Annotated in this window: 12 protein-coding genes and 5 tRNA genes; 6 read left to right on the top strand and 11 right to left on the bottom strand. The window is 61.9% G+C overall.

Annotated elements, in window-relative coordinates; translation table 11 throughout:
- Nucleotides 1-26 precede the first annotated feature (26 nt).
- A complete protein-coding gene (locus JKP78_RS21300; RefSeq protein WP_186688675.1) occupies nucleotides 27-596 on the top strand; it encodes a hypothetical protein in 570 nt (189 codons plus the stop codon).
- Between the two features lie 80 nt (nucleotides 597-676).
- Here the strand turns inward: JKP78_RS21300 and bkdR are convergent, their stop codons facing one another.
- On the bottom strand, nucleotides 677-1,162 hold the full coding sequence (bkdR, locus tag JKP78_RS21295) for a Bkd operon transcriptional regulator BkdR (RefSeq protein ID WP_186688672.1): 486 nt from the start codon (nucleotides 1,160-1,162) through the stop codon (nucleotides 677-679).
- Nucleotides 1,163-1,360: 198 nt separating this feature from the next.
- On the opposite strand from bkdR, the gene JKP78_RS21290 reads away from it, so the two are divergent.
- From JKP78_RS21290 to lpdA, 4 genes are read left to right on the top strand one after another with little or no spacing between them, the layout of a single operon-like run.
- Complete coding sequence (locus JKP78_RS21290; protein ID WP_186688669.1) at nucleotides 1,361-2,593, top strand: 3-methyl-2-oxobutanoate dehydrogenase (2-methylpropanoyl-transferring) subunit alpha; 1,233 nt, start codon at nucleotides 1,361-1,363, stop codon at nucleotides 2,591-2,593.
- 1 nt (nucleotide 2,594) lies between these two features.
- Nucleotides 2,595-3,653 carry an alpha-ketoacid dehydrogenase subunit beta gene (locus tag JKP78_RS21285; protein WP_186679606.1) on the top strand — a complete coding sequence of 353 codons (1,059 nt, stop codon included), beginning with the start codon at nucleotides 2,595-2,597 and terminating at the stop codon, nucleotides 3,651-3,653.
- A complete protein-coding gene (locus tag JKP78_RS21280) occupies nucleotides 3,654-4,925 on the top strand; it encodes a dihydrolipoamide acetyltransferase family protein (protein WP_186688654.1) in 1,272 nt (423 codons plus the stop codon).
- A 2-nt stretch (nucleotides 4,926-4,927) separates the two neighbouring features.
- Nucleotides 4,928-6,307, top strand: coding sequence for a dihydrolipoyl dehydrogenase (gene lpdA, locus JKP78_RS21275; RefSeq protein WP_186688651.1), 1,380 nt, complete (start codon nucleotides 4,928-4,930; stop codon nucleotides 6,305-6,307).
- A gap of 121 nt (nucleotides 6,308-6,428) precedes the next feature.
- Here lpdA and JKP78_RS21270 read toward each other — a convergent pair whose 3' ends face one another.
- From JKP78_RS21270 to phnN, 3 genes are all read right to left on the bottom strand, one after another.
- Nucleotides 6,429-7,427, bottom strand: coding sequence for a sensor domain-containing diguanylate cyclase (locus JKP78_RS21270; RefSeq protein WP_200627546.1), 999 nt, complete (start codon nucleotides 7,425-7,427; stop codon nucleotides 6,429-6,431).
- A gap of 229 nt (nucleotides 7,428-7,656) precedes the next feature.
- A tRNA-Arg gene (locus tag JKP78_RS21265) sits at nucleotides 7,657-7,733 on the bottom strand.
- A 111-nt stretch (nucleotides 7,734-7,844) separates the two neighbouring features.
- Nucleotides 7,845-8,438 (bottom strand): phosphonate metabolism protein/1,5-bisphosphokinase (PRPP-forming) PhnN, encoded by a 594-nt coding sequence (gene phnN, locus JKP78_RS21260; protein ID WP_200627544.1) that lies wholly within the window; start codon nucleotides 8,436-8,438, stop codon nucleotides 7,845-7,847.
- A 345-nt stretch (nucleotides 8,439-8,783) separates the two neighbouring features.
- On the opposite strand from phnN, the gene JKP78_RS21255 reads away from it, so the two are divergent.
- Nucleotides 8,784-9,110, top strand: a complete 327-nt coding sequence (locus tag JKP78_RS21255; protein ID WP_060480503.1) for an Arc family DNA-binding protein — start codon at nucleotides 8,784-8,786, stop codon at nucleotides 9,108-9,110.
- Between the two features lie 219 nt (nucleotides 9,111-9,329).
- Here the strand turns inward: JKP78_RS21255 and mgtE are convergent, their stop codons facing one another.
- The 7 genes from mgtE to JKP78_RS21220 form a co-directional block, all read right to left on the bottom strand.
- Nucleotides 9,330-10,772, bottom strand: a complete 1,443-nt coding sequence (gene mgtE / locus JKP78_RS21250) for a magnesium transporter (protein ID WP_170031207.1) — start codon at nucleotides 10,770-10,772, stop codon at nucleotides 9,330-9,332.
- Nucleotides 10,773-11,198: 426 nt separating this feature from the next.
- A tRNA-Arg gene (locus JKP78_RS21245) sits at nucleotides 11,199-11,275 on the bottom strand.
- Nucleotides 11,276-11,345: 70 nt separating this feature from the next.
- A tRNA-Arg gene (locus JKP78_RS21240) sits at nucleotides 11,346-11,422 on the bottom strand.
- Nucleotides 11,423-11,494: 72 nt separating this feature from the next.
- A tRNA-Arg gene (locus tag JKP78_RS21235) sits at nucleotides 11,495-11,571 on the bottom strand.
- Between the two features lie 106 nt (nucleotides 11,572-11,677).
- Nucleotides 11,678-11,768: transfer RNA gene (locus JKP78_RS21230), tRNA-Ser, on the bottom strand.
- 72 nt (nucleotides 11,769-11,840) lie between these two features.
- The gene (gene csrA / locus JKP78_RS21225; RefSeq protein WP_003254503.1) at nucleotides 11,841-12,029 is read right to left on the bottom strand and encodes a carbon storage regulator CsrA; all 189 of its coding nucleotides are present in this window, start codon (nucleotides 12,027-12,029) and stop codon (nucleotides 11,841-11,843) included.
- Nucleotides 12,030-12,196: 167 nt separating this feature from the next.
- Nucleotides 12,197-13,432 (bottom strand): aspartate kinase, encoded by a 1,236-nt coding sequence (locus tag JKP78_RS21220; RefSeq protein ID WP_170031209.1) that lies wholly within the window; start codon nucleotides 13,430-13,432, stop codon nucleotides 12,197-12,199.
- Nucleotides 13,433-13,462: the final 30 nt, after the last annotated feature.

Genomic DNA, 13,462 nt, shown 5'->3' with positions numbered 1-13,462 from the left:
GCTCATTCCTTCGAGCTGGAGCTCTCATGATTCACGCCAATTTCACTGCCGAACTGCATTGCCGCCATGGCCAGGTCGTTATCGCGGACACTTCGTTTTCCACGCACCCGTTCACCAGTGCCGACGAGGACGGTTGGTTGAGCACCGAGGCTGCGCGTACCCGTGATGGACGAAACGAGTTCAAACCGGTGCGTTTCCATTTTGCGTTCATCAAGCATGACGCAAATCGTACGCTCTACTACATCAACAGCGCCGAACACTGGGATTACACAGGCGCGCGACTCGAACGCAACAGCGATGGATGGCTGGGGCTCTATGGAACCCATGTGCTCGGAAGGGTCATAGACAGCGTGAACCCGGTGAACCTATTCAGTGCCACGCAATACTGGAAGATAGAAACGCTGTCGCCTTGGGATGGCGAGCTGCAGAGCGCCGAAAGCACTGCTTTTTACCTGCGCGACCAATACGGACATCGGGTAGCGCACACCCGGCCACCGGCTGATAACGTCGCCCTCAACCGGGGCCATTTCCTCAACGCCAGCGAGCTGCCGGGCGAGGTGCTGGAGTTCCGGCTGCGCAACATTCAGCTGGGCTGACACGCGCACCGGCCCTGAACCTGATGGTTGCTGGCGGCATCGCACTCGCTTGCCGCTCAGCAAACATCAACGCCCCCTTGCTACTCGCGCAGCGTCAGACCATTGGCGGGCAATGGCAGAGCTGTCTTGTAGCGAACCTGTTTCAAGGCGAAGCTGGAGCGGATGTTCGCCACCCCCGGCAACCGCGTCAGGTAATCGAGAAACCGCTCCAGCGCCTGGATGCTCGGCAACAGCACCCGCAGCAGGTAATCGGGGTCGCCGGTCATCAGGTAGCACTCCATCACCTCGGGCCGTTCGGCAATTTCTTCCTCGAAGCGGTGCAGCGCCTGCTCTACCTGCTTTTCCAGGCTCACATGGATGAACACGTTGACGTCCAGCCCCAGCACCTCGGGCGACAGCAAGGTCACCTGCTGGCGTATCACCCCCAGTTCTTCCATGGCCCGCACCCGGTTGAAACAGGGCGTCGGCGACAGGTTCACCGAGCGCGCCAGTTCGGCGTTGGTGATGCGGGCATTTTCCTGCAGGCTGTTGAGAATGCCGATATCGGTACGATCGAGTTTGCGCATGAGACAAAATCACCGGTTTTTTGTGTTTATGCGGAATGTTTATCTGCCCCGCTCGGCAAAGGCAATCAACTTGAGAGAAAAATTCTCCTGCCGGCCCACTAAGATGTAGGGGACGCTGACTTACCAGTCACAAGCCGGTACTCAGCGGCGGCCGCTTCAAAGCTCACAAAAACAAATACCCGAGCGAGCGTAAAAAGCATGAACGAGTACGCCCCCCTGCGTTTGCATGTGCCCGAGCCTACCGGCCGGCCAGGCTGCCAGACCGATTTTTCCTACCTGCGCCTGAACGATGCAGGCCAAGTCCGTAAACCGCCTGTCGATGTCGACGCTGCCGACACTGCCGATCTTTCCTACAGCCTGATCCGCGTGCTCGATGAGCAAGGCAACGCGCAAGGCCCATGGGCTGAAGACATCGACCCGCAAGTCCTTCGCCAAGGCATGCGCGCCATGCTCAAGACGCGGATCTTCGACAGCCGCATGGTGGTTGCCCAGCGCCAGAAGAAAATGTCCTTCTACATGCAGAGCCTGGGTGAAGAAGCCATCGGCAGCGCCCAGGCCCTGGCGCTGAACCGCAGCGACATGTGCTTCCCGACCTACCGCCAGCAGAGCATCCTGATGGCCCGCGACGTATCGCTGGTCGACATGATCTGCCAACTGCTGTCCAACGAGCGCGACCCGCTCAAGGGCCGTCAGCTGCCGATCATGTACTCGGTGCGCGATGCCGGCTTCTTCACCATCAGCGGCAACCTGGCGACCCAGTTCGTGCAGGCGGTCGGCTGGGCCATGGCCTCGGCCATCAAGGGTGACACCAAGATCGCCTCGGCATGGATCGGCGACGGTGCCACCGCCGAGTCGGACTTCCACACCGCACTCACCTTCGCCCACGTGTACCGCGCCCCGGTGATCCTCAACGTGGTCAACAACCAGTGGGCGATTTCCACCTTCCAGGCCATCGCCGGTGGCGAGTCGACCACCTTCGCCGGCCGTGGCGTGGGTTGCGGTATCGCCTCGCTGCGGGTAGACGGCAACGACTTCGTCGCCGTGTACGCCGCCTCGCGCTGGGCCGCCGAGCGCGCCCGCCGTGGCCTCGGCCCGAGCCTGATCGAGTGGGTCACCTACCGTGCCGGCCCGCACTCGACCTCGGACGACCCGTCCAAGTACCGCCCTGCCGACGACTGGAGCCACTTCCCGCTGGGTGACCCTATCGCTCGCCTGAAGCAGCACCTGATCAAGATCGGCCACTGGTCCGAGGAAGAACACCAGGCCACTACTGCCGAACTCGAAACCGCGGTCATCGCCGCGCAGAAGGAAGCCGAGCAGTACGGCACCCTGGCCAACGGGCACATCCCCAGTGCCGCCTCGATGTTCGAGGACGTGTACAAGGAAATGCCCGATCACCTGCGCCGTCAGCGCCAGGAACTGGGGGTTTGAGATGAACGACCATAACAACAGCATCAAACCGGAAACCGCCATGGCCACCACTACCATGACCATGATCCAGGCCCTGCGCTCGGCCATGGATGTCATGCTCGAGCGCGACGACAATGTGGTGATCTACGGCCAGGACGTCGGTTACTTCGGCGGGGTGTTCCGCTGCACCGAAGGCCTGCAGAACAAGTACGGCAAGTCCCGCGTGTTCGACGCGCCGATCTCCGAAAGCGGCATCGTCGGCACCGCCGTGGGCATGGGTGCCTACGGTCTGCGCCCGGTGGTGGAAATCCAGTTCGCCGACTATTTCTACCCGGCCTCCGACCAGATCGTCTCGGAAATGGCGCGCCTGCGTTACCGTTCGGCCGGCGAGTTCATCGCCCCGCTGACCCTGCGCATGCCCTGCGGTGGCGGTATCTATGGTGGCCAGACCCACAGCCAGAGCCCTGAAGCGATGTTCACCCAGGTGTGCGGCCTGCGCACCGTGATGCCGTCCAACCCCTATGACGCCAAAGGCCTGCTGATCGCCTCGATCGAATGCGACGACCCGGTGATCTTCCTCGAGCCCAAGCGCCTGTACAACGGCCCGTTCGACGGCCACCACGACCGCCCTGTCACCCCCTGGTCGAAACACCCGCAAAGCGCCGTGCCCGATGGCTACTACACCGTACCGCTGGACAAGGCCGCCATTACCCGCCCCGGCAACGACGTGACCGTGCTGACCTACGGCACCACGGTGTACGTGGCCCAGGTGGCCGCCGAAGAAACCGGCGTCGATGCCGAAGTGATCGACCTGCGCAGCCTGTGGCCGCTGGACCTCGACACCATCGTCGAGTCGGTGAAGAAGACCGGCCGCTGCGTGGTGGTGCACGAGGCCACCCGCACCTGCGGCTTCGGCGCCGAACTGGTGTCGCTGGTGCAGGAACACTGCTTCCACCACCTGGAGGCGCCGATCGAGCGCGTCACCGGCTGGGACACCCCCTACCCTCACGCGCAGGAATGGGCTTACTTCCCAGGGCCATCGCGGGTAGGTGCGGCATTGAAAAAGGTCATGGAGGTCTGAATGGGCACGCACGTCATCAAGATGCCGGACATTGGCGAAGGCATCGCGCAGGTCGAGTTGGTGGAATGGTTCGTCAAAGTCGGTGACATGATCGCCGAGGACCAGGTCGTGGCCGACGTCATGACCGACAAGGCCACCGTGGAAATCCCCTCGCCGGTCAGCGGCAAGGTGCTGGCCCTGGGCGGCCAGCCGGGCGAAGTGATGGCGGTCGGCAGCGAGCTGATCCGCATCGAGGTGGAAGGCAGCGGCAACCATGTGGATGTGCCGCAGGCGAAACCGCTCGAGGCACCCGCCGCCCCAGTGGTCAGCAAACCGGAACCCCAGCAGCAAGCAGCACCAGCAGCGTACCAGGCGCCCGCCCACCACGAGGCAGCCCCGATCGTGCCGCGCCAGCCAGGCGACAAGCCGCTGGCTTCGCCAGCAGTGCGCAAGCGCGCCCTGGATGCCGGTATCGAACTGCGTTACGTGCATGGCAGCGGCCCGGCCGGGCGCATCCTGCACGAAGACCTCGACGCCTTCATGAGCAAGCCGCAGAGCGCTGCCGGACAAGCGCCGAATGGCTACGCCAAGCGCACCGACAGCGAGCAGGTGGCGGTGATCGGCCTGCGCCGCAAGATCGCCCAGCGCATGCAGGACGCCAAGCGCCGCGTCGCGCACTTCAGCTATGTGGAAGAGATCGACGTCACTGCCCTGGAAGCCCTGCGCCAGCAACTCAACAGCAAGCACGGCGACAGCCGTGGCAAGCTGACCCTGCTGCCGTTCCTGGTTCGTGCGCTGGTCGTGGCGCTGCGCGACTTCCCGCAGATCAACGCCACTTATGACGACGAAGCCCAGGTCATCACCCGCCATGGCGCGGTGCATGTGGGCATTGCCACCCAGGGCGACAATGGCCTGATGGTACCGGTGCTGCGCCATGCCGAAGCAGGCAGCCTGTGGGCCAATGCCAGCGAAATTTCGCGCCTGGCCAACGCTGCGCGCAACAACAAGGCCAGCCGCGAGGAACTGTCGGGCTCGACCATCACCCTGACCAGCCTGGGCGCCCTCGGCGGTATCGTCAGCACGCCGGTGGTCAACACCCCGGAAGTGGCGATCGTCGGCGTCAACCGCATGGTCGAGCGACCGGTGGTGATCGACGGCCAGATCGTCGTGCGCAAGATGATGAACCTGTCCAGCTCGTTCGACCACCGCGTGGTCGATGGCATGGACGCCGCGCTGTTCATCCAGGCCGTGCGCGGCCTGCTCGAACAACCCGCCTGCCTGTTCGTGGAGTGAGCATGCAACAGACTATCCAGACTACCCTGTTGATCATCGGCGGCGGCCCTGGCGGCTACGTGGCGGCCATCCGCGCCGGGCAACTGGGCATCCCCACCGTGCTGGTGGAAGGCCAGGCGCTGGGCGGTACCTGCCTGAACATCGGCTGCATCCCGTCCAAGGCGTTGATCCATGTGGCCGAACAGTTCCACCAGACTTCACGCTTTACCGAACCATCGCCGCTAGGCATCAGCGTTGCCTCGCCGCGCCTGGACATCGGCCAGAGCGTGGCCTGGAAGGACGGCATCGTCGACCGCCTGACCACCGGCGTGGCCGCCTTGCTGAAAAAGCATGGGGTCAAGGTGATTCATGGCTGGGCAAAGGTCCTCGACGGCAAGCAGGTCGAGGTCGATGGCCAACGTATCCAGTGCGAGCACCTGTTGCTGGCCACCGGCTCCAGCAGTGTCGAACTGCCGATGCTGCCGCTGGGCGGGCCGATCATTTCCTCGACCGAAGCCCTGGCGCCGAAAACCCTGCCGCAGCACCTGGTGGTGGTGGGCGGTGGCTATATCGGCCTGGAATTGGGCATTGCCTACCGCAAACTGGGCGTGCGGGTCAGCGTGGTGGAAGCGCGCGAGCGCATCCTGCCGACCTACGACAGTGAGTTGACGGCGCCGGTTGCCGAGTCGCTGAAGAAGCTGGGCATCGCCCTGCACCTGGGCCATAGCGTCGAAGGCTACGAAGGCGGCTGCCTGCTGGCCCGGGATGGCCAGGGCGGGCAGCTGCGCCTGGAAGCCGACCAGGTGCTGGTGGCCGTCGGCCGCCGACCGCGCACGCAAGGCTTCAACCTGGAATGCCTGGACCTGAAGATGAACGGCGCAGCCATCGCCATCGACGAACGCTGCCAGACCAGCATGCGCAACGTATGGGCCATCGGCGACGTGGCTGGCGAGCCGATGCTGGCGCACCGGGCCATGGCCCAGGGCGAGATGGTCGCCGAGATCATCGCCGGCAAGGCCCGCCGCTTCGAGCCCAGCGCGATTGCCGCGGTGTGCTTCACCGACCCGGAAGTGGTGGTGGTCGGCAAGACCCCGGAACAGGCCAGCCAGCAAGGGTTGGACTGCATCGTCGCGCAGTTCCCGTTCGCCGCCAACGGCCGGGCCATGAGCCTGGAATCGAAGAGCGGTTTCGTGCGGGTTGTCGCGCGCCGTGACAACCACCTGATCCTCGGTTGGCAGGCCGTTGGCGTGGCGGTATCCGAGCTGTCGACGGCGTTTGCCCAGTCGCTGGAGATGGGCGCCTGCCTGGAAGATGTGGCCGGTACCATCCATGCCCACCCGACGCTGGGGGAAGCGGTACAGGAAGCGGCATTGCGCGCCCTGGGCCACGCCCTGCACATCTGACACTGAAGCGGCCGAGGCCGACTTGGCCCGCTGCGCCCCGAGGCGCCGCGGGTCTTTTTTCGTGCCAGAACCGGCCCTGTCGCCGGCACGCTGGCGACAGGGCCGGTTCTGGCAAAGCCGGTTACTCGGCTATGGCATTCTTGCCGGCATCCTTGGCCCGGTACAGCGCCTGGTCGGCACGCGCCAGCAGTGCATGCTGATCTTCTCCCAGCTGCCACTGCACCACGCCATAGCTGATGGTCAGCCGGCAATCGCCCACCGGCTCCACCTGGGCCACCACATGGCGTAACCGTGCGGCCAGCTCCAGGCCCTGCGCCAATGCAGTCTGTGGCAGCACGATGACGAACTCGTCGCCACCCCAGCGTGCCAGCAGGTCGCGCTCACGCAGGCAACTGCGCAGGCTGTCGGCCACCCGCACCAGCGCGGCATCACCCTGGGCATGACCGTAGCGGTCATTGATTGGCTTGAAATCGTCCAGGTCCATGGCTATCAGGGCCAATGGTTGGCGAAAGCGCTGCGCCCGCTCGCATTCCAGTCGCAGGGTCTTCTCCAGCCGGTAGCGGTTGGCAACGCGGGTCAACGCATCGCGCTCTGCCAGCTCGCGGTTCTCCTCCAGTTGGCGCTGCAACTGCTGGTTCACCCAGGACAGCTCACGGGTACGCTCGGCCACCTGGCTTTCCAGCGACAGGTTCCTTTGCTCCAGCTGCGCCACCAGGCGCTTGCCGGCATCGATATTGCGGTGGGCGCCGAGCATGCGCGCCACCGAGCCGTCTTCGTTACGGGCAATGATGTAGCCGCTGTCTTCGATCCACAGGTAGCTGCCATCGTGGCAGCGGCAGCGGTACTCAACCAGGTAACGCTCGTTGCGCTGGTTGATGTACGCCTCGAAATGCGCCATTACCCGTGAATAATCCTCCGGGTGAATCACGCTTTCCCAGGTGAGTACCGAATTGGACAGGGAATGGCTGGGGTAGCCGAGCATGGCGTACCAGCCCGGGTTGCGATAGACGTAGCCGGTGTTGGCATCCCAGTCCCAGATACCGTCGCTGACCAGATCGAACAAGGTGTGCAACTGTTGCTCACTGAAGCCGGCAGGTACCGGCCCGGTTTGCTGACTCATCGAAGCTCTCCCTGATGCCCAGCAACTGCGCTCCGACCAAGGGGCTGCCGACCACGTGGTAATTGCCGCAAGCGGCAAGGTCATTTCTGTGACGAGCAGCATAGGCCCTGCGTGCTGCCATCGGAATAGCACTCAGGTTGGATTTTTTATCGAGTTGACGACTGACATGGCTGCTATGACGCAAGCCGATAGCCAACGCTGCAATACAGCTTCAGAGGGGAAGGAGAAATGGCGTCCCAGGCAGGAATTGAACCTGCAACCTTCCCCTTAGGAGGGGGATGCTCTATCCAATTGAGCTACTGAGACGCTGGCACCGGCAGCGAGCGCTGCACAGCGGGACGGCCAGCATGTTAACCAGCATGCTGGCGTTTGTCATGCCTCAAGCAGGCTTTTTCGCGTAATCCTTTTCTGCCCATGCTACACCTGCGGCAGCACACCTTCATCACGCAACAGCGCGAACAACGCTTCTACCGTTGACGCCAGGGCGGTGGAGTTGTCCAGCACGTGCAGCGATGGATCGGTCACCGCCTGCAAGCGGGCATTACGAGCCAGGCGCTGCTCGATTTCCTCAGCGCTTTCCCGGCCGCGAGCCAGCAAGCGCTGGCGCAACACCTCGGGCCGGACCTGAACCAGCACCGCCAGAAGGCCCGGATAGCGCTGGCGTGCCTCGGCCAGATACGCGCGCGAGCCGTTCACCAGCACCGCCCTGCCCTGCGCCAGCCAGTCGTCCACCTGCCGAGGGATGCCGTAATCCAGGCCATTGGCTTGCCAGTGCATGGCAAACCCGCCCTGCGCACGCAACGCCTCGAACTGCTCGGCCGTGACCCCGTGGGCAGCTTCGCCCTTGGCTTCGGCCGAACGGGTAATGACCCGGCGGGCGACTTCCACCCCGGCAGCAGCCAGTCGCTCACGTGAAGCGTCGATCAGGGAATCTTTCCCGGAACCCGACGGTCCTATCAGGTATATCAGCCGGCCGGTCCCTGATCGGCGGTCGCTTGCGTCATGTTGCATAGCCACTATGCTCTATGAAAGGAAACCGGCGCATTCTAGGGCTTTTCTCCGGCTTTTGCTGCGTTTTACCAGTTTTTGACGGCAAAAGACTGACAGTTTGAATAGCCTGTGCATGTAAAACTTTTCAAACCAGTGCTCATTTCTGATAATTGGTACTGGCATAAAGCCTTTATCCAGATCAGTATTTGTCACAGAATTGACGCCAAGGAAACGGCGACCATGAGGCAAGATGAGCATCCATTTTTCACTGGCGGTTGAACATTTTGTCGTCGCCACGGTCGTACTTCCACCCCGTGCGGCCAATTTGAGAACCGCTTCCCCTGAACCAAAATCCGGTCAATTTATATGCGCCCAATGAAACAGGCTATTTATTCGAGCCGCACCGCTGACAAGTTCGTCGTCCGCCTGCCAGACGGGATGCGTGAGCGCATTGCCGAGGTAGCGCGCAACCATCACCGCAGCATGAACTCCGAGATCATCGCACGCCTGGAACAGAGCCTTATCCAGGAAGGTGCGCTGGGTGACGAGTTGAGCATGCGCATGGACAGCCCAGAACTGTCCCTGCATGAGCGCGAGCTGCTGCAACGCTTCCGCCAGCTGTCCCACCGCCAGCAGAATGCGCTGGTCGCCCTCATCGCTCACGATGTGGAAATGGCCGCCGACGCCTCCTGAGGCGCTCGGCGAACATGAAAAAAAGCCAGCGTAAGCTGGCTTTTTTGTGGGCGCATGATCCTGCAAGAGATGCGGTCTTTGTAGGAGCGGCCTTGTGTCGCGATGGGCCGCAAAGCGGCCCCAAAAATCCATGCAGCGCCGCTGAAGTCCTGGGCCGCTTTGCGGCCCATCGCGACACAAGGCCGCTCCTACAGGATCGCGTAGGCCGCAAAGAGCGGGTTACAGCAGGAACAGCGTGGCCAGGCCGAGGAAGATAAAGAAGCCACCACTGTCGGTAACCGCAGTGATCATCACACTGGAGCCCATTGCCGGGTCGCGGCCCAGGCGCGTCAAGGTCATTGGAATCAACACCCCCATCAAGGCTGCCAGCAACAGATTCAAGGTCATTGCCGCGGTCATCACCAGGCCCAGCGACCAGCTACCATACAGCCAGAACGCCACCACCCCGATCACCCCACCCCAGATCAGGCCGTTGAGCAGCGATACCGCCAGCTCCTTGCGCATCAGGCGGCTGGTGTTGCCGGGCGACACCTGGTCCAGCGCCATGGCGCGCACGATCATGGTGATGGTCTGATTGCCGGAGTTGCCACCGATACCCGCCACGATCGGCATCAGGGCGGCCAGCGCCACCAGTTTCTCGATCGACCCTTCGAACAGGCCGATCACCCGCGAAGCGACAAAGGCGGTAATCAGGTTGATCGCCAGCCAGGCCCAGCGGTTGCGCAGCGAACGCCAGACCGAGGCGAAGATGTCCTCCTCCTCGCGCAGACCGGCCATGTTCAGCACTTCGCTTTCGCTTTCTTCACGAATCAGGTCGACCATTTCGTCGATGGTCAGACGGCCGATCAGGCGCTCGTTCTTGTCCACTACCGGCGCAGACACCAGGTCATAACGCTCGAAGGCTTGTGCCGCATCGTAGGCATCTTCCTCGGGGTGGAAGGACACCGGGTCGGTCGCCATGACCTCCGCCACCTTCTTCTCCGGGTCGTTGACCAGCAGGCGCTTGATCGGCAACACGCCCTTGAGGATGCCGTCATAGTCGACCACGAACAGCTTGTCGGTGTGGTTCGGCAACTCTTTCAGGCGGCGCAGGTAGCGCAACACCACTTCCAGGCTGACGTCTTCGCGGATGGTGACCATCTCGAAGTCCATCAACGCACCGACCTGCTCCTCGTCGTAGCTCAATGCCGAACGCACGCGCTCGCGCTGCTGGGCATCGAGGGTTTCCATCAACTCGTGGATAACGTCACGCGGCAGCTCTGGCGCCAGGTCGGCCAGCTCGTCGGCGTCCATTTCCTTGGCGGCGGCGAGCAGCTCGTGATCGTCCATGTCGGCGATCAGCGATTGCCGCACGGCGTCGGAAACTTCCAGGAGGATGTCGCCATCGCGATCCGAGCGCACCAGCTGCCAGACCGTCAGGCGGTCTTCCAGGGGCAAGGCTTCGAGGATGTAGGCGATGTCGGCGGGGTGCAGGTCATCGAGCTTGCGCTGCAGCTCGACAAGGTTCTGACGGTGAACGAGGTTTTCCACCAGGTCGTGGTGGGCACCTTCCTGACGGTGCGTCAGGTCTTCGACCACGCGCTGGCGTTGCAGCAGTTCGACCACCTGGGCCAGGCGGTCCTGCAGGCTTTCCTGCGCTTTTTTTACTTCTACTTCAGTCATAGGCGAACTCCACTCCCAGCAGCGGAGCACGCCGGGAGAATCAATCGGTCAGATCTTTCTGTACGAATCTTGTTAGCGAGTAACTACTGGGTAAGTCCATGGTGGTTTTCCACAAGCCCCGGCGGGGCTGACGGGCGCAATCATACACTGCTAAAGCTGTCAGATCGCTGAAAATTTTGGCCAGAACAATCGTTTGCGTGATAAAGCTGGGACAACGCTCGAAGCTATCAGTGCGACGGTGGGTCTGGCGGTTAAAGCACATTTGTTGTGCCTGGATGTGTATGCCTGGCGGGGTTGATCTCCGGCCCTACCCGGCCGCAAAGCCAAACGCCACATCTACAGGAGAGCTTAGATCGACATCACCAACAATTCATTGGTGAAGAAAACAAAAAGCCCGCTCAATTGAGCGGGCTTCTTGATGGGGTGTGGCGGACTCAGGAGGATTCGAACCTCCGACCGCTCGGTTCGTAGCCGAGTACTCTATCCAGCTGAGCTATGAGTCCGTGGTGGTATTTTTAGACCAGGTTACCACTGGTGGTTGAAGTAGCTTTGCAAGCAGAGCCACTTCAAAAGTGGCGGACTCAGGAGGATTCGAACCTCCGACCGCTCGGTTCGTAGCCGAGTACTCTATCCAGCTGAGCTATGAGTCCGTGGTTGGTATTTTTAGACCAGGTTACCACTGGTGATTTGAAGCAGCCTTGCAATCAAAGCCACTTCAAAAGTGGCGGACTCAGGAGGATTCGAACCTCCGACCGCTCGGTTCGTAGCCGAGTACTCTATCCAGCTGAGCTATGAGTCCGTGTCTTGCCGCGCATTATAGGTCGCTGAAACATTTTTGCAAGAACTTTTTCGTTTAAAATCAACTACTTAGCGTTCTTACTGTTTGCAGCGCCCTAAGCGAATAATGGCGGTGAAGGGGGGATTCGAACCCCCGATACCCTTATGAGGTATACTCCCTTAGCAGGGGAGCGCCTTCGGCCACTCGGCCACCTCACCGCAACACGAGGCGAATATTAAACACAGCCTTCCTCGTTTGCAACCCTTTTTTTGAAAAAAACTTCAAAAAAATTAAAGGCTTGGCTCCTCGTCCTTCTCCTTCTTGATCCGCAGGTAGATTTCCTCGCGGTGAACGGCCACTTCTTTCGGGGCGCTGACGCCGATACGCACCTGGTTGCCTTTGACGCCGAGCACCGTCACGGTGATCTCGCCGTCTCCAATGATCAGGCTCTCGGCGCACCGACGAGTCAGAATCAACATAGCTTTCTCCTTACGCGAAACATACAGGGATAACAGTCTTGGGTGTCGCGGCCTGGCCGTGGACGACGGCTCGGGCCTTGGTTGCCCGCCACGCAGGCTTGGACAGGGCCTGCGTGGCAAGCAGAAACGCGAAGGGCGCGGCAAGCCGCGCCCTTCCAGGCAGCGATTTACTCGCTCTGTCGTGCCGGAGCGTCGAGTTCGAACGCGGTGTGCAGCGCGCGCACGGCCAGCTCCAGGTACTTCTCTTCGATCACCACCGAAACCTTGATCTCGGAGGTGGAGATCATCTGGATGTTGATGCCCTCCTTGGCCAGGGCTTCGAACATGCGGCTGGCAACACCGGCGTGCGAACGCATGCCTACGCCAACGATCGAGACCTTGGCGATCTTGGTATCGCCAATCACTTCACGGGCACCGATTTCACGCGCGGTGTTTTCCAGCACGCTCTGGGCCTTCTCGTACTCGTTGCGGTGTACGGTGAAGGTGAAGTCGGTGGTGTTATCGTGGGCAACGTTCTGCACGATCATGTCGACCTCGATGTTCGAGGCGCTGATCGGGCCGAGGATCTTGAAGGCCACGCCCGGAGTGTCCGGCACGCCGCGAATGGTCAGCTTGGCTTCATCACGGTTGAAGGCGATACCGGAAATGATCGGCTGTTCCATGGATTCCTCTTCATCAATGGTAATGAGGGTACCCGGACCCTCCTTGAAGCTGTGCAGCACGCGCAGCGGAACGTTGTACTTGCCGGCGAACTCCACCGAACGGATCTGCAGCACCTTGGAACCGAGGCTGGCCATTTCCAGCATCTCTTCGAAGGTGATCTTCTCCAGGCGACGGGCCTGCGGCACGACGCGCGGGTCGGTGGTGTAGACGCCGTCGACGTCGGTGTAGATCTGGCACTCGTCGGCCTTCAGCGCCGCCGCCAGGGCCACGCCGGTGGTGTCGGAGCCGCCACGGCCCAGGGTGGTGATGTTGCCGTGCTCGTCGACGCCCTGGAAGCCCGCTACCACGACCACGCGGCCTTGCTTGAGGTCGGCACGGATCTTCTGGTCGTCGATCTGCAGGATGCGCGCCTTGTTGTGCGCGCTGTCGGTGAGGATGCGCACCTGGTTGCCGGTGTAGGACACTGCTGGCACACCACGCTTGATCAGGGCCATGGCCAGCAGGGCAATGGTGACCTGCTCACCGGTCGACACGATCACGTCCAGCTCGCGGGGAACCGGCTGATCGCTGATCTGCTTGGCCAGGTCGATCAGGCGATTGGTTTCACCGCTCATGGCCGACAACACAACCACCAGGTCGTCGCCCGCCTCACGGTGTTTCTTGACCTTATCGGCTACCTGCTCGATCCGCTCGATGGAACCGACAGAGGTGCCGCCAAATTTCTGTACGATCAACGCCATTTCAATGGTGCCTCAGCCCATTCAGGGCCC

The sequence above is a fragment of the Pseudomonas sp. LAM2023 genome, from assembly GCF_016620375.1.
GTDB lineage: Bacteria > Pseudomonadota > Gammaproteobacteria > Pseudomonadales > Pseudomonadaceae > Aquipseudomonas > Aquipseudomonas anuradhapurensis.
Note: the sequence above shows the minus strand (reverse complement) of the source record. Positions and strands in the feature narration are given on the sequence as shown.